This window comes from Pseudoduganella violacea (assembly GCF_014191875.1).
GTDB classification, from domain to species: domain Bacteria; phylum Pseudomonadota; class Gammaproteobacteria; order Burkholderiales; family Burkholderiaceae_D; genus Rugamonas; species Rugamonas violacea_A.
The window spans coordinates 80,676-97,276 of the sequence record NZ_JACHXD010000009.1; the positions used below are offsets into that span (position 1 = coordinate 80,676).

General features: G+C 63.9%; 17 protein-coding genes. 12 read left to right on the forward strand and 5 right to left on the reverse strand.

Features of this window, described 5'->3' with window-relative positions; all coding sequences use genetic code 11:
• Positions 1–18: 18 nt before the first annotated feature.
• From FHS03_RS16395 to FHS03_RS16405, 3 genes are all read left to right on the forward strand, one after another.
• Complete coding sequence (locus FHS03_RS16395) at positions 19–1,488, forward strand: NYN domain-containing protein (RefSeq protein ID WP_183441996.1); 1,470 nt, start codon at positions 19–21, stop codon at positions 1,486–1,488.
• Between the two features lie 122 nt (positions 1,489–1,610).
• A complete protein-coding gene (locus FHS03_RS16400; RefSeq protein WP_183441997.1) occupies positions 1,611–2,462 on the forward strand; it encodes an MOSC domain-containing protein in 852 nt (283 codons plus the stop codon).
• A 34-nt stretch (positions 2,463–2,496) separates the two neighbouring features.
• Positions 2,497–3,645 (forward strand): GGDEF domain-containing protein, encoded by a 1,149-nt coding sequence (locus FHS03_RS16405; protein ID WP_183441998.1) that lies wholly within the window; start codon positions 2,497–2,499, stop codon positions 3,643–3,645.
• Here the strand turns inward: FHS03_RS16405 and FHS03_RS16410 are convergent.
• Complete coding sequence (locus tag FHS03_RS16410) at positions 3,642–5,621, reverse strand: monovalent cation:proton antiporter family protein (RefSeq protein WP_183441999.1); 1,980 nt, start codon at positions 5,619–5,621, stop codon at positions 3,642–3,644. The two genes, FHS03_RS16405 and FHS03_RS16410, sit on opposite strands and share 4 nt — an antisense overlap.
• A gap of 117 nt (positions 5,622–5,738) precedes the next feature.
• Here FHS03_RS16410 and FHS03_RS16415 point away from each other — a divergent pair, with 117 nt between their 5' ends.
• The 9 genes from FHS03_RS16415 (at position 5,739) to FHS03_RS16455 (ending at position 12,844) form a co-directional block, all read left to right on the forward strand.
• Positions 5,739–6,737, forward strand: coding sequence for a KpsF/GutQ family sugar-phosphate isomerase (locus FHS03_RS16415; RefSeq protein ID WP_183442000.1), 999 nt, complete (start codon positions 5,739–5,741; stop codon positions 6,735–6,737).
• Positions 6,737–7,276: a KdsC family phosphatase gene (locus FHS03_RS16420; RefSeq protein ID WP_183442001.1), complete on the forward strand. Its 540-nt coding sequence runs from the start codon at positions 6,737–6,739 to the stop codon at positions 7,274–7,276. The genes FHS03_RS16415 and FHS03_RS16420 overlap by 1 nt, the downstream gene beginning before the upstream one ends.
• 14 nt (positions 7,277–7,290) lie before the next feature.
• The gene (lptC, locus tag FHS03_RS16425) at positions 7,291–7,884 is read left to right on the forward strand and encodes an LPS export ABC transporter periplasmic protein LptC (protein ID WP_183442002.1); all 594 of its coding nucleotides are present in this window, start codon (positions 7,291–7,293) and stop codon (positions 7,882–7,884) included.
• A 25-nt stretch (positions 7,885–7,909) separates the two neighbouring features.
• On the forward strand, positions 7,910–8,497 hold the full coding sequence (lptA, locus tag FHS03_RS16430) for a lipopolysaccharide transport periplasmic protein LptA (protein WP_183442003.1): 588 nt from the start codon (positions 7,910–7,912) through the stop codon (positions 8,495–8,497).
• Between the two features lie 2 nt (positions 8,498–8,499).
• The gene (lptB, locus tag FHS03_RS16435; protein ID WP_183442004.1) at positions 8,500–9,255 is read left to right on the forward strand and encodes an LPS export ABC transporter ATP-binding protein; all 756 of its coding nucleotides are present in this window, start codon (positions 8,500–8,502) and stop codon (positions 9,253–9,255) included.
• A gap of 4 nt (positions 9,256–9,259) precedes the next feature.
• Positions 9,260–10,735: an RNA polymerase factor sigma-54 gene (locus FHS03_RS16440; RefSeq protein ID WP_183442005.1), complete on the forward strand. Its 1,476-nt coding sequence runs from the start codon at positions 9,260–9,262 to the stop codon at positions 10,733–10,735.
• Between the two features lie 73 nt (positions 10,736–10,808).
• Positions 10,809–11,171 carry a ribosome hibernation-promoting factor, HPF/YfiA family gene (gene hpf / locus FHS03_RS16445; protein WP_183442006.1) on the forward strand — a complete coding sequence of 121 codons (363 nt, stop codon included), beginning with the start codon at positions 10,809–10,811 and terminating at the stop codon, positions 11,169–11,171.
• 111 nt (positions 11,172–11,282) lie between these two features.
• Complete coding sequence (locus tag FHS03_RS16450; RefSeq protein WP_183442007.1) at positions 11,283–12,371, forward strand: enoyl-CoA hydratase/isomerase family protein; 1,089 nt, start codon at positions 11,283–11,285, stop codon at positions 12,369–12,371.
• 98 nt (positions 12,372–12,469) lie between these two features.
• Positions 12,470–12,844: a VOC family protein gene (locus tag FHS03_RS16455; protein WP_183442008.1), complete on the forward strand. Its 375-nt coding sequence runs from the start codon at positions 12,470–12,472 to the stop codon at positions 12,842–12,844.
• Positions 12,845–12,849: 5 nt separating this feature from the next.
• Here the strand turns inward: FHS03_RS16455 and rapZ are convergent, their stop codons facing one another.
• The 4 genes from rapZ to queF all read right to left on the reverse strand — a co-directional run bounded on the left by rapZ (position 12,850) and on the right by queF (position 16,526).
• On the reverse strand, positions 12,850–13,710 hold the full coding sequence (gene rapZ / locus FHS03_RS16460) for an RNase adapter RapZ (protein WP_183442009.1): 861 nt from the start codon (positions 13,708–13,710) through the stop codon (positions 12,850–12,852).
• Between the two features lie 175 nt (positions 13,711–13,885).
• Positions 13,886–14,821 (reverse strand): HPr(Ser) kinase/phosphatase, encoded by a 936-nt coding sequence (hprK, locus tag FHS03_RS16465; RefSeq protein ID WP_050409690.1) that lies wholly within the window; start codon positions 14,819–14,821, stop codon positions 13,886–13,888.
• Between the two features lie 35 nt (positions 14,822–14,856).
• Positions 14,857–15,339, reverse strand: coding sequence for a PTS sugar transporter subunit IIA (locus FHS03_RS16470; RefSeq protein WP_050409689.1), 483 nt, complete (start codon positions 15,337–15,339; stop codon positions 14,857–14,859).
• A 353-nt stretch (positions 15,340–15,692) separates the two neighbouring features.
• Positions 15,693–16,526: an NADPH-dependent 7-cyano-7-deazaguanine reductase QueF gene (queF, locus tag FHS03_RS16475; protein WP_183442010.1), complete on the reverse strand. Its 834-nt coding sequence runs from the start codon at positions 16,524–16,526 to the stop codon at positions 15,693–15,695.
• Between the last annotated feature and the right edge of the window lie 75 nt (positions 16,527–16,601).

A 16,601-nucleotide genomic window follows, 5' to 3' on the forward strand; every position in this document is an offset into this window, starting at 1 on the left:
CTGAAGATAACAAGACACATGGCTTCACCCAACGATACCGTCAGCATGGCGCTGTTCTGCGACTTTGAAAACGTCGCCCTCGGCGTGCGCGACGCCAACTACGAAAAATTCGACATCAAGCCAGTGCTGGAGCGCCTGCTGCTGAAAGGCAGCATCGTGGTCAAGAAGGCGTATTGCGACTGGGACCGCTACAAGGGCTTCAAGGGGCCGATGCATGAGGCGAACTTCGAGCTGATCGAAATTCCCCACGTGCGCCTGTCCGGCAAGAACTCGGCCGATATCCGCATGGTGGTCGATGCGCTCGACCTGTGCTACACCAAAGCCCACGTGAACACCTTCGTCATCATTTCCGGCGACTCCGATTTCTCGCCGCTGGTGTCCAAGCTGCGCGAAAACGCCAAGAAGGTGATCGGCGTCGGCGTGAAGGATTCCACCTCGGATCTGCTGGTTGCCAACTGCGACGAATTCATTTTCTACGACGACCTGGTGCGCGAAAGCCGCCGTGCCGCCAAGCGCGATTCGCGCGACTCGCAGCAGCCCAAGCGCTCGCCGGAAGAGGAAAAACGCCGCCGCGAAGAGATGGACAAGCGCCGCAGCCAGGCCGTGGACATCGCCTACGCCACCTTCGACGCCCTGGTGGCCGAGCGCGGCGACAGCGGCAAGATCTGGGCATCGGTGCTGAAAGAGGCGATCAAGCGCCGCAAGCCGGATTTCAGCGAGTCCTATTACGGCTTCCGCACCTTCGGCAATCTGCTGGAAGAGATGAAGGCGCGCGGCCTGCTGGAATTCGGCCGTGACGAAAAATCCGGCGCCTACGTGTATCGCGGCAGCGGTCCGGTGCAGCCCGTCGTTGCCGAGAGCGCGGACGGCGAAGCCGCCCAGCCGCCGGCAGCGCAGCAAGCGCCGTCGCAGCAGGATGGCGAGCGCAACGAACAGCGCCGCGGACGCGGCAACCGCGGCGGCCGCAGCCGCCGTGGCGGCGAGCAGCACGAAGTCGTGCAGCCGAACGCCGGGGCGGACGTGATCGACGCCGAAGCCCAGGCTCCAGCCAGCGTCTGGCCCGAAACGCCAGCGCCGCAGCGCGAAGAGGCTGTGCCGCTGGGGGAAGCGCTTGAGCACGCGCCAGCCGAAGCCCCAGCCGAGGAAGCGCCTGCGCCGGAGGCGAAAGCCAAGCCTGCCAAGGCCGCCGCCAAGCGCGCGCCCGCCGCGCGCAAGACTGCAGTCAAAAAGCCAGCCCGCACCAGCAAGGCCGCCAAGGCAGCCGAACAGGCGGCGGAAGGCGCGGCCGTAGTTGTCGCCGAGGCGCAGCCGGAAGCTGTTGCGGAAACCGTGGCGGCACCCGTGGCGGCTCCTGCGGTCGCGGCGGCGGAGGGGCCAGATGCAGCTAGCGACGCCGCTGCCGCCAAGCGCGTGCCGAAGCCCGGCACGCATAAAGCCCCTGCGCGCAGCCGCCTGCCGCGCAAACCGAAGCCCAAGGCTGACGCCTGAATCCAGGCTTAAGCCGAAGAGAAAGCGCCCCGGCGATTTACTGCCGGGCGCTTTGCTGCCATACTTGAAGCCTGAATAATCATAAGCGGCAGCGGCATAAGCCTGCCGCCGCGGCGGCATCCATGGCAATCCTCAGCGAAATCACCCTTTATCCCATCAAATCCTGCGCCGGCATCGTTCTGCACGAAGCCACGCTGACCCGTTCCGGCCTGATGACGGAACAGGTGTATGACCGGGAATGGGTGGTGGTCGATGAGAATGGCATGTTCCTGACCCAGCGCGATCATCCGCGCATGGCCCTGATCGTGCCGCGCCTGAAAAGCGAGACGCTCGAGCTGCGCGCGCCCGGCATGCTGCAGCTGGAAATCGAATTGGGCCTGCCCGACCCCGAGCTGGCGCCCACCCTGGAAGTCCAGGTCTGGGACGACCGCGTGCTGGCCTACGACTGCGACGCCACCACGGCCGCCTGGTTCAGCAGCTTCCTCGGCATTCCCTGCCGCCTGGCGCGCTTCCACGCCAAAGGCGAGCGCCTGACCAGCGGCAAATGGACCGCCGGCGCCCGCCATCCCACCATGTTCGCCGACGGCTATCCCTTGCTGATCGCCGGCGCCGCCTCGCTGGAAGATTTGAACGGCCGCCTGCGCGCCGCCGGCCGCGACGCCATTCCCATGAACCGCTTCCGTCCCAATCTGGTGGTGGCGGGCCTGGACGCGTATGAGGAAGACTATGTGGACACTTTCCAGCTCGGCCCTATCGTGCTGCAAGCGGCCAAGCCCTGCTCGCGCTGCCCGATCCCGTCGGTGGACCAGAACAAGGGCGAATTCGGCCCCGATCCGCTGGATTTGATGGCGGGCTATCGTGCCAAGGAAGTGGTGGACGGTGCGCTATGCTTCGGCATGAATAGCGTGGTACTGGAAGGCGATGGCGAACGTTTGCGCGTCGGCCAGGAAATCGAGGTTACACTGGCGTTTTGAACGCTATTTTGGGCGGCATTCAAGGCAGATGGATATGAGGCAGCAAGTTACGGGCATACAGCCCCCGCAAACCGACCTGGCGGCAGAAAACCAGGCCTTGCGCGCGCGCCTGGCCTATCTGCTGGAGCAGGCCGAGCGCAACCACTCCATCATGACGCGCCACCAGGCTTTCGACCTGGAGATCGTCGGCGCCTCCAATTTCCCCGAGCTGGTGAGCACCATCTTCCGCACCCTGCCCGTGATCTCGGAGCTGGAGAGCGTGACCCTGACCCTGATCGACGAGGACGCCGACATCCACACCGTGATGGAAAAGCTGGGCGTGGACTTCGCCCAGTTCCCCGATCTGCTGTTCGCCGAAAGCATCGACGAACTGGGTTTCGAGCTGGAACCGCGCAATCTTGCCGCCCAGGCGCCGCGCCCCCTGCTGTGCATGTACGAGGCGGCCCGCCACGCGCGCCACTTCCCGCAGGCGCCGCAAGGCCTGCAGAGCGTCGCCCTGGTGCCGCTGCTGCGCAATAAGCGCATCATCGGCAGCCTGAATCTGGGCAGCGTCGACCCCACCCGCTTCACGCCCAGCCTGGGCACGGACTTTATCGAGCATATGGCCTCGATCATCGCCATCTGCCTGGAAAACGTGATCAGCAACGAGATGCTGAAGTACATCGGCCTGACCGACTCGCTGACCGGCGTCTACAACCGCCGCTACATCGACCGCCGCCTGCTCGAAGAGATCGCGCGCGCGCGCCGCCAGAACTACCAGATCTCCTTCATGTACATCGACATCGACCACTTCAAGCGCGTCAACGACACCGTCGGCCACCAGGGCGGCGACGATGTGCTGCGCGAAGTGGCGGCCCGCATCAAGGCCGAGCTGCGCCTGTCGGACGCGCTGGCCCGTTTCGGCGGCGAGGAATTCGTGGTGCTGCTGATCGATGCCGATCTGGAGAGCGCGGCCTTCGTGGCCGAACGCATCCGCGCCGGCGTGGCTGCCAGCCTGATCGAATTAGCGCAGGGTTTGCAGGTATCGATTACCGCCTCGATCGGCGTGGCCAGCCTGGGCCAGCCGGAGCAAGACCGCCCGGCCGAACAGGTGGCGCTGGAACTGATCGCCCACGCCGACGAAGCGCTGTACCAGGCGAAAGAGGGCGGCCGCAATCGCGTGATCCGCTACCAGCCGCACTAAATCAACAGCTGGGTTTCGGCGCGGGCCACTTCCTCGGCGCCGCCGCGCAGCACCACCACATCGCCCGCTTCCAGCACCGTATCCGGCGTCACGTCCAGCGGCAGCTTGCCGCGCCGGATGCCGGCCACTTCGGCCCCGGTCTCTTTCATCTGCACATCGCACAAGGCCTTGCCCACGCAGGAGGCGTTTTCCGCCAACGCCACCGAATGCAGGCGCACCAGGTCGGCCTCTTCGCCGCTGTCGCTGGCGCCGTGGAAATAGCCGCGCAGCGAGGCGTAGCGCTCTTCGCGCGCCACCTGCACGCGGTGCACCACGCGCCGCAGCGGCACGCCCAGCATCACCAGCGCGTGCGAGGCCAGCATCAGGCTGCCCTCCATCAGTTCCGGCACCACTTCGGCCGCGCCAGCCGCTTTCAGGCGGTCCAGGTCCGTGTCGTCATGGCTGCGCACGATCACCGGCAGGTTCGGGGCCAGTTCGTGCACCAGATGCAGCACCCTCAGCGCCGACGGCGTGCTGGCATAGGTGATGACCAGGGCGGCGGCGCGCGTCACGCCCGCCGCCACCAGGCTTTCGCGCCGCGCCGCGTCGCCGTAGGACACGTTGGCGCCGGCGGCCTGCGCCTCCTGCACCCGCTCCGGGTCCAGGTCGAGCGCGTGGTAGTCGATCTTCTCTTCCGTCAGCAAGGTCGCCAGGCTTTGCCCGCTGCGGCCGAAACCGGCCACGATCACATGCTGTTGCGTGGCCATGCTGCGCGCCGCGATCTTGGTCAGGTTCAGCGACTGCATCATCCACTCGTTGCTGGAGAATTTCAGCACCAGGCGGTCGGACTGTTCGATCAGGAAGGGCGCGGCCAGCATGGATAGCACCATCGAGGCCAGCACCACCTGGATCAGGGCGCCGTCCATCAGTTGCACGCCGCCCGCCACATTCAGCAGCACGAAGCCGAATTCGCCGGCCTGGGCCAGTCCCAGGCCGGTGCGCATGGCGGTGCCGTCGGAGGAGCCGAACAGCTTGGCCAGACCGGCGATCAGGGCGAATTTGAGCAGCACCGGCCCGGCCAGCAGGATCAGCACCAGCCACCAGTTCTGCATCACCACGCGGAAGTTGAGCAGCATGCCGACGGTGATGAAGAAAAGCCCCAGCAGCACGTCGCGGAAAGGCTTGATGTCTTCTTCCACCTGGTGCCGATATTCGGTCTCCGAGATCAGCATGCCGGCCACGAAGGCGCCCAGGGCCATGGACAGGCCGGCGCGCTCGGTGATCCAGGCCGCGCCCAGGGTCACCAGCAGCAGGTTGAGCATGAACAGCTCCTGCGAGCGGCGCTTGACGACGATGGTAAACCAGCCGCGCATCAGCTTCTGGCCGATGAACAGCAGCAGCACCAGCACGATCACCGCTTTCAGGCTGGCCCAGCCCAGGGTGGCGGCCAGGTTCTCGGGGTTTTGCGCGAGGGAGGGGATCAGGATCAGCAGCGGCACCACGGCCAGATCCTGGAACAGCAGGATGCCGATGATCTTGCGTCCGTGGTCGCTTTCCAGCTCCAGCCGCTCGGTCAGCATCTTGGAGACGATGGCGGTGGAAGACATGGCCAGCGCGCCGCCCAGCGCGAAGGCGGCCTGCCAGCTGATTTGCAGATAGGCCGGCAGCACCATCGACACCAGCCAGCCGAAGGCCATGGTGGAGACGATGGTCAGCCCCACCTGGGCCATGCCCAGGCCGAACACGATGCTGCGCATGGCCATCAGCTTGGGCAGGGAGAATTCAAGGCCGATGGAGAACATCAGGAACACCACGCCGAATTCGGCCAGGGCGTGGGTGGCGGGGCTTTCCTCGGCCAGGCCGAGGGCGTGCGGGCCGATCAGGATGCCCACCGCGAGATAACCGAGCATGGGCGGCAGGTGCAGCATGCGGAATGCCACCACGCCCAGGACGGCGCTGCCGAGCAGCAGCAGGGTCAGTTCAAGGGGAGAGAACATGGCGGCCTCGATTCCAGCGCCGGACGTAGCCGGATGCGTGCTTTGTTTTGTCTGGCAAGTTTTTTGCTTTCCCAATTCGGCTATACTTTGGGCATGAGTGTAACCCATGAAAAAACAATGCTGAAAGCTTTTGACGCGAACACCGCCAAACGCGCCCTGGAACTGGCGCGCGAAGCCCTGCAAATCGAGACCGACGCCCTGGCCGCGCTGCATGCCCGCCTGGCCAGCGACGAGAGCGTGGGCCAGGCCGTGTCGCTGTTGCTAAATTGCAAGGGCCGGGTCGTGGTGTCCGGCATCGGCAAATCCGGCCATATCGGCCGCAAAATCGCCGCCACCCTGGCGTCCACCGGCACCCCGGCCCTGTTTGTGCACCCGGCCGAAGCCGCCCACGGCGATCTGGGCATGGTCACCTCCGACGATGCCTTTATCGCCATTTCCTACTCCGGCGAAAGCGCGGAGCTGATGGCCATCCTGCCCGTGGTGAAACGCATGGGCGGCGTGGTGATTTCCATGACCGGCAAGCCCGAGTCGAGCCTGGCGCAGCTGGCCGACGTGCACCTGGACGTCTCCGTCGCCAAGGAAGCCTGCCCGCTGAACCTGGCGCCGACCGCCAGCACCACCGTCACCCTGGCGCTGGGCGACGCGATTGCCGTCGCGCTGCTCGACCTGCGCGGCTTCAAGGAAGAAGACTTCGCCCGCTCCCACCCCGGTGGCGCGCTGGGCCGCCGCCTGCTGACCCATGTGCGCGACATCATGCGCAGCGGCGACGCCATTCCGGCCGTGGGCCTGGATACCGTGCTGCCCGACGCGCTGCTGGAAATCACGCAGAAGGGCATGGGCATGACCGCCGTGGTCGACCCCGACGGCCGTCCGGCCGGCGTCTTCACCGACGGCGACCTGCGCCGCATGATCGACAAGGTGCAGGACTTCAGCAAGGTGGTGATGCGCGACGTGATGCACGCCAACCCGCGCAGCATCGGCCCCGACCAGCTGGCGGTGGACGCCGTCGCCGTGATGGAGCAGTTCCGCATCAACCAGATGCTGGTGGTGGACGCCGCCGGCAAGCTGGTGGGCGCGCTGCACATCCATGACCTGACCCGCGCCAAGGTGATCTGATGAGCGGCATCGACAAGCAGGACGTGCTGGCACGCGCCGCCAAAATCAAGCTGATGATCTTCGACGTCGACGGCGTGCTGACCGACGGCAGCCTGCATTACGGCGCCGAAGGCGAGTTGATGAAGACCTTCAATGTGCACGATGGCCTGGGCATCAAATTCCTGCAGCAGGCCGGCGTGCTGACGGCCATCATCAGCGCGCGCCGCTCGCCCCAGGTGACGGCCCGCGCCAAGGACCTGGGCATCGAATTCGTGCACCAGGGCGGCCATGACAAGCTGACGCCCTTCATGGACCTGCTGGCCAAGACCGGCCTCACCGCCGAGCAGGTCGGCTTCATCGGCGACGATGTGGTGGACCTGCCGATCCTGAGCCGCGTCGGCCTGGCCATCGGCGTGCCGAACGGCCGTCCCGAGGTGCTGCAGCGCGTGCACCATGTGACCGCCGCCAGCGGCGGCCGCGGCGCCGTGCGCGAAGCCAGCGAACTGCTGCTGCGCGCCCAGGGCAGCTACGAACAGATTCTGGCCCAGTTCCTGGTCTGACAAAGGACAGCCCGATGCGCCAGCGTACCGCCCACCGCTTCCGCCTGTCCATCGTGATGATGGCCATGCTCTTCCTCGCCTTCGGCAGCTTCTGGCTGCTGCAGCTGATGAACCAGGCCGGCGACCAGATCCAGGCCAGCCAGCGCCTGAATGAACCAGACTACATCGTGGAGGAGTTCAGCTTTGTCCGCATGAGCAAGGATGGACGCCCCAACTACATCATCTCCGGCGACAAGCTGACCCACCGTCCGGTCGACGACTCTTCCGAGATCGACAAGCCGCTGGTGCGCAGCTTGAGCAGCAAGGAGCAGCCGCCGATGGACATGCGCGCCCAGCACGCGCGCGTGGACGACAATAACAGCCGCGTCGTGCTGACCAAGGACGTGCAGATCGACCGCGCGGCCGCCGCCAAGGGCCAGCCTTTCCAGCTGCGCACCGAGGCGCTGACCATCTATCCGGACGAGGACCGCATGGAAACCGACCAGCCGGTGCAGATCCGCCAGGGCGAAGCCCGTGCCAGCGGCAGCGGCCTGCGTGGCAATAACGCGAGCCGCGAGCTGACGCTGAAAGGCCGCGGCACGCTGGTGCTGCCGCCTAAGCAGCACTAATCAATACCAAGAGAATGGAAATTCAATGAAAAAATTTCTGCTGACGGCCGCCATCCTGCTTGGCATGGCCGGCATGAGCCAGGCCGAGAAAGCCGACTCTTACAAGCCGATGGAAATCAACTACGACAATCTGGACGTGGATGATGTGAAACAGCTCAAGATCGCCACCGGCAACGTGGTCATCACGCGCGGCACTCTGCGCATGCACGCCGAAAAAGCCGTGGTGCGCCAGGACCCCGAGGGCTACCAGTTCGTGACCCTGACCGGCGCGGGCGGCAAGGCAGCGACCTTCCGCCAGAAGCGCGACGGTGTCGGCGACCAGTGGATCGAAGGCGAGGCCGAACGCATCGAATACAGTGAGAAGGTCGAGCTGGTGAAGCTGTTCACCAAGGCCAAGATCAAGCGCCTGGAAGGCAGCAAGCCGAGCGACGAAGTGCAGGGCGAGTTCATCTCCTACGACAGCCGCAAGGAATTCTTCACCGTGAAGAATAGCGAAACCGGCGAATCCAAGCCGGGCGGCGGCCGCGGCACCATGGTGATCCAGCCGACCCGCACCGAACCGCCTGCCGCGGCGCCTGCTGCGCCGGCCACCACGCCGAACGCGGGGAAATAAGCATGCAGGCTCAATGCAAGGGCAATACCCTGGTCGTGCGCGGCCTGCAAAAAAGCTATGGCAAGCGCCAGGTCGTGCATGACGTGTCGCTGCAGGTCGACTGCGGCGAGGTGGTCGGCTTGCTGGGGCCGAACGGCGCCGGCAAGACCACGTCCTTCTACATGATCGTGGGCCTGGTGGCCTCGGACGCGGGCAGCATCGACATCGGCGGCACCGATGTATCGAGCCTGCCGATCCACCGCCGCGCCACGCTCGGCCTGTCCTATCTGCCGCAGGAAGCGTCGGTGTTCCGCAAGCTGACGGTGGAAGAGAATATCCGCGCCGTGCTGGAAATCCAAAAGGTGGACGGCAAGGCGCTGGCCAAGACGGAAATCGACGCGCGCCTGGAAAAACTGCTGGCTGACCTGCAGATCGAGAAACTGCGCGAGAACCAGGCCCTGTCGCTGTCGGGCGGCGAACGGCGCCGCGTGGAGATCGCGCGCGCCCTGGCCACCAATCCGCGCTTCGTGCTGCTGGACGAGCCGTTTGCCGGCGTCGATCCGATCGCAGTGATCGAAATCCAGCGGATTGTGCGTTTCCTGAAGGAGCGCAATATCGGCGTGCTGATTACCGACCATAATGTGCGGGAGACCCTGGGCATTTGTGATCGTGCCTACATCATTAACCAAGGCTCTGTGCTGGCCTCCGGCCGTCCGGACGACATCATCGCCGACGAATCGGTACGCCGCGTTTATCTGGGCGAACACTTCCGCATGTAAAGCCATGAAACAGTCTTTGCAACTGCGCACCTCGCAACACCTCGCGTTGACGCCGCAGTTGCAGCAGTCCATCCGTCTGCTGCAACTGTCCACGCTGGAACTGCATCAGGAACTGGAACAGCTGCTGACTGACAATCCCCTGCTGGAGCGTCTTGACGATCCGCTGGACCGTTCCGTGCGGCTGCTGGCCGACGGCGCCATCAGCCAGGCGCCGGCCGCCGGCGACGCGGCGCCGGACAATGCCGCGCCGGCCGATGCGCCGGCGCCGGCCGCCGAGGCCGAACCGGCCTACGAAGGCGGCGAGAGCGAGAGTGTGGCCGAAGCCGATGGCGACTGGGGCGATACGGGCCGCGGCAAGGCGCCCGAAGACGACGACGCCCGTCCCCAGCTGGAAGCCCACCACTGCAGCCTGCGCGAGCATTTGCTGGAGCAGATGCGCGTCACCCTGCAGGAGCCGCGCGACCGCGCGCTGATGGAGCTGATCGTCGATGCGCTGGACGACAACGGTTATCTGGACGAGAGCCTGGAAGAAATCCACGCGCGCCTGCCGCTGGAACTCGATGTGGAGCTGGACGAGCTGCAAACCTCGCTCACCCTGCTGCAAAGCTTCGATCCGGCCGGCGTCGGCGCGCGCGGCGCCGCCGAATGCCTGGCGCTGCAGATCCGCCGCCTGCCCGGCGTGCCTTTGGTGACGCGGCGCATGGCTTTGTGCATCGTCGAAAAGCACCTGGCCTGGTTCGCCCAGCGCGAATTCACCAAGCTCAAAAAAGCCCTCGACTGCGACGATGAAGACCTGCGCGAAGCGCAGGCAGTGATCCGCCAGTGCAATCCGCATCCCGGCGCCGCCTTCGCCGCCGACGTGTCGGACTATGTGGTGCCGGACGTGGTGGTGAGGAAGGGCCGCAACGGCTGGATCGTCATGTTGAATAACGATGTGATGCCGCGCCTGCGCGTGAATTCCCTGTACGCCAGCCTGCTGCGCCAGGGGAAGGGCGAAACGCAGATGAGCGCCCAGCTGCAGGAGGCGAAGTGGCTGATCAAGAATATGCGCCAGCGCTTTGACACCATTTTGCGCGTGGCGCAGGCCATCGTGGAGCGCCAAAAGAATTTCTTCTCGCACGGCGCGGTGGCCATGAGACCCCTTGTGTTGCGTGAAATTGCTGATACACTGGGACTACACGAGAGCACTATTTCTCGCGTAACAACTCAAAAATATATGCTCACCCCCCATGGCATGTTTGAGTTGAAATATTTTTTTGGCAGCCATGTCGCGACGGAAGCGGGGGGCGAAGCTTCTTCCACGGCGATACGGGCGCTGATTGTGCAATTGACAGGAGCAGAAGACCCGAAAAATCCTTTATCCGACAGTAAGATTGCGGACATGCTGGGAGAACAAGGCATGGTAATTGCGCGACGCACTGTTGCCAAATATCGCGAAGCATTGAAGATCCCGCCAGTTAGTCTCCGCAAATCTTTGTAGTGCCTGGGTTCCTGCCAGCCCGGCCAGATTGGGCGCGCACGAACTTGTAGCGACATCATCTTTAGGAGTGTGTATGAATCTCACCATCAGTGGACATCATCTCGACGTGACCCCAGCGATTCGCGAATACGTGCAGAACAAGCTGGAGCGTATCAAACGCCACTTCGATCATGTAATTGATATTGCTGTCATCCTGACTGTAGATAACCTCACCGAGAAAGAAAAACGTCAAAAAGCGGAAATCAATCTGCGCGTTTCCGGCAAGACCATGTATGTGGAAAGCCTGTCGCAAGACCTGTACGCCGCCATCGATACGCTTATCGACAAGCTCGATCGCCAGGTCATGAAGCACAAAGCCAAACTCCAGGACCATAGCCACGCCGCTATCAAGCGCCTGCCGGACACCTACGAAGAAGCATCTGCCTCCGCCACCTGATACCAGGGCCAGGCAGCACCGACAAAAGGGCGCATCAGCGCCCTTTTTTGTATCCGCCGTAAATCCATATGCCGCGCTAGAATAAGCTTCCTCAAATTTTGGCGAGACCTCATGAGCGCATATGTCCACACCCGCGTCAGCAACGGCACCGGCATCATCACCCTGGATCGTCCCAAGGCACTGAATTCCCTCTCGCTCGATATGGTGCGCGCGCTCAGCGCAGCCCTGCTGGCCTGGCGTGGCGATGCCGCCATTGCCGCCGTGGTGATCCGCAGCAGCAGCGAGAAGGCCTTGTGCGCCGGCGGCGACATCCGCTTCTTCTACGAGGTCGGGCAGCAGACGCCGCAAGGCGGCAGCGCCCTGCTGGAGGATTTCTTCACCGAGGAATATGCGCTAAACCATTTAATCCATTTCTATCCCAAGCCCTATATCGCCGTGATGGACGGCGTGGTGATGGGCGGCGGCATGGGCATCGCCCAGGGCGGGCCGGATTGCGGCGTGCGCATCGTCAGCAACCGCACCAAGATGGCCATGCCGGAAGTGAATATCGGCCTGTTCCCCGACGTGGGCGGCAGCCATTTCCTCTCGCACGCGCCGGGCCAACTGGGCATGTACCTGGGCCTGACCGGCCTCACGGTCGGCGCGGCCGACGCCCTGTATCTGGGCTTGGCCGACCACTACGTCCCGGACAGCGATATGCCCGCGCTGGCAGCCCTGATCGACGCCACGCCGGGAGCGCAGCTGCGTGCTGCCATCGAAGCCTTTGCCGCGCCTTTGCGCGCCCAGGCCGGCGCCAGCGAGCTGGAAGCGCAGCGCGCCCTGATCGACCGCCATTTCGCCGCTGCCAGCGTCGCCGCCGTGATGGAGTCGCTGCGCGGCGATGCCAGCGATTTCGCGCAGAAAGCCTTGCGCGCCATGGAGCAGCGTTCGCCGCTGATGATGTGCGTGACGCGGGAACTGCTGAAGCGTGGCGCCGCGCTCGGCGTGGCCGACTGCCTGCGCCTGGAACGCAATCTGGTGCGCCGCAATTTCGAACATGGGGAAGTGCTGGAAGGCGTGCGCGCCCTGGTCATCGACAAGGACAACCAGCCGCGCTGGAATCCGCCCACCTTGGCTGAAGTGTCGGCCGAGGCTGTGGCGCGCTTCTTCGAGCCGGCCTGGCCGGAGCACGCGCACCCGCTACGCCATCTCGCGCCCTGAGCGCTAAGAGAAATTGTTGCGTCGCGGAGGGCGTTTTCAAGAAAACGTTTCTGCGCCGCTCAGTATGATGTTCTGACCATTTTTGAGGGAGGAACATCATGATCGACCACGTATCCATCGGCACGCGCGACCTGCCGCGCGCACTGGCCTTCTACACCGCCTGCCTGGAGCCGCTGGGCTATAGCGTCCAGCACCAGGATGGCGGCCAGGTCATTTTCGGCGCCAACGGCCACTGGAGCTTTGCCATTTATCCGGCGCAGAACGGCGATGCATTGGTGGGGCACCGCGCCCACGTCGCCATCACGGCGCCCTCGCAGGAAGCGGCGCAAGCCTTCTACAGCAAGGCCATCGAGCTGGGCGCGAGCAAGCTGCGCGAACCTGGTTTGCGGCCGGACATCAATGAAAAGTACTACGGCACCATGGTGTTTGACCCCGATCAGCATCAGATCGAGGTCGTGCACTGGTCGAAATAGAAGCCTTACTGTTCGCGGTGGCGCAGCACGACCTGCTCGCCGGCCTGGAAATGGCGCGCCAGCCGTTCGGCCATATACACCGAACGGTGCTGGCCGCCGGTGCAGCCCACGGCCACAGTCAGGTAGCTGCGGTTGTCGTTCTTGAACGAAGGCAGCCATTTGGCGATGAAGTTGCGGATATCCTGGAACATCTCCTCGGCGCTGGGCTGGGCGTCGAGGAAGGCGATCACCGGCGCGTCGCGTCCGGTCAGCGGGCGCAAGGCCAGGTCGTAATAGGGGTTCGGCACGGCGCGCACGTCGAACACGAAGTCGGCGTCGAGCGGCACGCCCAGCTTGAAGGCGAAGGATTCGAAGAACAGGGTCAGCGGCGCCTGCTCGCTGTGCACCAGATCCTTGACCCAGGCGCGCAGCTTGTTGGCGCTCAATTCCGAAGTATCGATCACATGGCCCAACTGCTGGATGGCCGACAGGCGCTCGCGCTCTTCCAGGATGCATTCGATCAGGGTGCGGCGCGCATTGGGATTGTCGCCGGGCCGCAGCTGGTGCGAGAGCGGATGGCTGCGCCGCGTTTCCGAGAAGCGCGCCACCAGCGAATGCGTGCTCGCGGTGAGGAACATCACGCGCACATCATGGCCGAGGGAGCGCAAGGCCTCGATATCGCCGGGCAGGCTGGCCAGGGAGGCGGCGCTGCGCGCGTCGACCGCGACCGCCAGCGCCTCCGTGCCTTCCGTGCCGAGCGTGACCACCAGATTCGCCAGCAGGGCCGGCGGCAGGTTATCCACGCAGTAGTAGCCGGTGTCTTCGAGGACGTTCAGGGCTACCGATTTGCCGGAGCCGGAGATACCAGTAATGAGGACGATTCGCATGCGGGCATGATACCCGAAAAAGCCGGTGTTTTAACCTCGCTTGCGGCTTGATTCACTGCGCGCACGTATCAGTCGCCGCTCATGGCTTGACGTTGGTGAAGCAGGGAATTGGTGCGGCATCGCCGCGCGCCTGCGGAACGGTGCGCCCTTGCAAGGGCGCACTCCTTAGCAGCATTCAATCTCCGCTCATGGCTTGACGCTGCCGTTCCATGAACTCTTGCAGCGTATCGATGCCGCGCAATTGCAGGATGGTGTTGCGCACGGCCGCTTCCAGCAGCACCGCGATATTGCGGCCGGCCGCCACCGGGATCACGACTTTGCGGATCGGCAGGCCCAAGACGTCCTCGGTCGGGAACTGGAAGGGCAGGCGTTCCACTTCCTCTTCCAGCGCCGAGCGGCGCACCAGGTGCACGATCAGCTTCAGGCGCATCTTGCGCCGTACCGCCGTCTCGCCGAAGATGGCCTTGATGTCGAGCAGGCCCAGGCCGCGCACTTCCAGCAGGTTTTGCAGCAGCGGCGGGCAGCGGCCTTCGATCATATTCGGCGCGATGCGCGAAAACTCCACCGCGTCGTCGGCCACCAGGCCGTGGCTGCGCGAAATCAGCTCGAGACCCAGCTCGCTCTTGCCCAGGCCCGAGTCGCCGGTAATCAGCACGCCCACGCCCAGCACGTCCATGAACACGCCGTGCATGATGACGCGCTGCGCCAGCTTCTTCGACAGGTAGACGCGCAGGAAGTCGATCACCTGGGCCGCCGCCAGCGGCGTGGAGAACAGGGGAATATTTTTCTCGTCGCAGATGGCGAGGATGTCGGGCGGCGTTTCCAGGCCTTGCGCAATGATCAGGGCCGGCGGGCCGCCCGCGATCAGCTCGCCGATCACATGGGCGCGCGTCAGCGATTTCAGGCGCTGGTAGTAATTGATTTCCTGGTGGCCGAAGACCTGGATGCGGCCCGGGTGAATCGTATTCAAGTGGCCGACCTGGTCGGCCGCCGACGCCACATCGCCCGAGATCAGGCGCTCGCCGCCGGGAAAGCCGGCGAACCATCCCAGCTGCAAAGTCTCGCGGTTATCGTCATACAGCCTTTGTATCGTCAGCGGAGTTTGCAGCATGGGTCTTCTTTGCGGAAAGTGGTATCGATCCTAGTTTAACCTGCCGCTTGCAAGCTGGGTTGCCAATTCACGATGCGGCTATGCACCGAGCGCGGGTCGGTATCAGTCGACAAGGCGGTGCGGAAAGCGTCGTCGGAAAACATCTCGGCGATCTCCGACAGGATTTCCAGGTGCTGCTGGGTCACATGGTCGGGAATCAAGAGGAAGAACAGCAGGTTGACGGGCTTGCCGTCGGGCGATTCGAAGGGGATGGGTTCGGCCAGGCGCACGAAGGCGGCCAGCGGCGTCTTCAGGCTCTTGGAACCCTTGATGCGGCCGTGCGGCACGGCGACGCCATGGCCCAGCCCGGTCGACCCGAGGCGCTCGCGCGCGAACAGATTGTCGGACACGGTGGAGCGGGCGATGCCGCAGTTGTTCTCAAAAATCAGACCGGCTTGCTCAAAGGCGCGCTTTTTGCTCGAGACTTCCAGATCTAACTGGACATTCTCTAGCGACAGGATTTTGCTCAGATTATTCATAACGCGACGTGAAATGGTGCGGCGCACAAAGGTGGCTTGCGAGCACAGAATTATAGGCCTGTTTGTGCGGCCTGTAACATGAAATCGCTAGCGCCCGGCTGGCCTCCGCATTCCGCTCCAGCCCGCCTGAGGCAGGCTAAAGCGTTATTCAAAAAATACTGGCAGCCGTCTTGGCAATTCACGCGCAGGTTTCCGGCAAAATGCCAGCTTTTTGCCTGTGGGGACGCGCTTTCGCCGTGGGTAATTCCATAACAGTTCTTAACTGATTGTAAGACAAAACCCGCTGAAATGTTTCACCACATTGTAAAAAATGCGGAGGATTGTTGATTGCAATCAACAATCCATGGGGCCGCTTACTGGCGCGCGTTGCGCAGATTGGACGGCAGGCGCGCGCCGCTGTGGTTGCTGCGCCAGGGATTGATGTCCAGGCCGCCGCGGCGGGTATAGCGCGCATACACGGTCAACTGCTGCGGACGGCAGTGGCGCAGGATGTCGGTGAAGATGCGTTCCACGCATTGCTCATGAAATTCATTGTGCTCGCGGAAGCCGATCAGGTATTTCAATAGACTTTCTTGATCGATTTGCGGGCCGGCATAGCTGATCTGCACACTGCCCCAGTCCGGCTGACCCGTGACCAGGCAATTCGATTTCAGCAGATGCGACACCAGCACCTCTTCCACCGGCTGCTCGTCGAAGTCGGCTTTCAGGATTTCCGGCTGCGGCGCGTAGTTATCGACTTCGATATCCAGGCGGTCGAGCAGCAGGCCGGACAGTTCGCCCATCTGCAGGCTGCCGAAGTCCTCCTGCATGGTCAGGCTGACCTGCACGCTGGCGCCGGCCGCGGCCGACAGATCCTGCTGCAGCAAGGTCTTCAGTGCATCCGGGCCGCCCAGGCGGGTCTGGTTGAAGGAATTCAGATAGAGCTTGAACGATTTCGACTCGATGATATTCGGCGAATCGGCCGGCACCGTAATGCGCGCCACGGCCACCTGCGGCTTGCCGCGCATATTCAGCCACGACAGCTCATACGCATTCCACAGATCGACGCCGAAGAAGGGCAGGGTGCCCTGCAGCCCCAGTTCGTCGCGCTTACCCTGGCGCGGGATGGGGAACAGCAGTTCCGGCGCATAGTCGGTACGGTAAGCGGAATTCTTGCCCAGAGGGGACTGGTCGGCGGTATTGGTCATGGCGGTGCTCAGAGTAAATCAGACAGCCCTCCATGTTAACGCAAAAGCGCCCCCGCCGCCGGATGAGCAGCCGCC

Bases quoted from the DNA above. Each gene is read 5' to 3' on its own strand.
- FHS03_RS16415 (WP_183442000.1), top strand. From the start codon at position 5,739: ATGCTGAAAGCTTTTGACGCGAACACCGCCAAACGCGCCCTGGAACTG.
- lptA (WP_183442003.1), top strand. From the start codon at position 7,910: ATGAAAAAATTTCTGCTGACGGCCGCCATCCTGCTTGGCATGGCCGGC.
- FHS03_RS16395 (WP_183441996.1), top strand. From the start codon at position 19: ATGGCTTCACCCAACGATACCGTCAGCATGGCGCTGTTCTGCGACTTT.
- hpf (WP_183442006.1), top strand. From the start codon at position 10,809: ATGAATCTCACCATCAGTGGACATCATCTCGACGTGACCCCAGCGATT.
- FHS03_RS16405 (WP_183441998.1), top strand. From the start codon at position 2,497: ATGAGGCAGCAAGTTACGGGCATACAGCCCCCGCAAACCGACCTGGCG.
- FHS03_RS16440 (WP_183442005.1), top strand. From the start codon at position 9,260: ATGAAACAGTCTTTGCAACTGCGCACCTCGCAACACCTCGCGTTGACG.
- FHS03_RS16400 (WP_183441997.1), top strand. From the start codon at position 1,611: ATGGCAATCCTCAGCGAAATCACCCTTTATCCCATCAAATCCTGCGCC.
- queF (WP_183442010.1), bottom strand. From the start codon at position 16,526: ATGACCAATACCGCCGACCAGTCCCCTCTGGGCAAGAATTCCGCTTAC.
- FHS03_RS16455 (WP_183442008.1), top strand. From the start codon at position 12,470: ATGATCGACCACGTATCCATCGGCACGCGCGACCTGCCGCGCGCACTG.
- FHS03_RS16410 (WP_183441999.1), bottom strand. From the start codon at position 5,621: ATGTTCTCTCCCCTTGAACTGACCCTGCTGCTGCTCGGCAGCGCCGTC.
- lptB (WP_183442004.1), top strand. From the start codon at position 8,500: ATGCAGGCTCAATGCAAGGGCAATACCCTGGTCGTGCGCGGCCTGCAA.
- lptC (WP_183442002.1), top strand. From the start codon at position 7,291: ATGCGCCAGCGTACCGCCCACCGCTTCCGCCTGTCCATCGTGATGATG.
- FHS03_RS16420 (WP_183442001.1), top strand. From the start codon at position 6,737: ATGAGCGGCATCGACAAGCAGGACGTGCTGGCACGCGCCGCCAAAATC.
- FHS03_RS16470 (WP_050409689.1), bottom strand. From the start codon at position 15,339: ATGAATAATCTGAGCAAAATCCTGTCGCTAGAGAATGTCCAGTTAGAT.
- hprK (WP_050409690.1), bottom strand. From the start codon at position 14,821: ATGCTGCAAACTCCGCTGACGATACAAAGGCTGTATGACGATAACCGC.
- rapZ (WP_183442009.1), bottom strand. From the start codon at position 13,710: ATGCGAATCGTCCTCATTACTGGTATCTCCGGCTCCGGCAAATCGGTA.
- FHS03_RS16450 (WP_183442007.1), top strand. From the start codon at position 11,283: ATGAGCGCATATGTCCACACCCGCGTCAGCAACGGCACCGGCATCATC.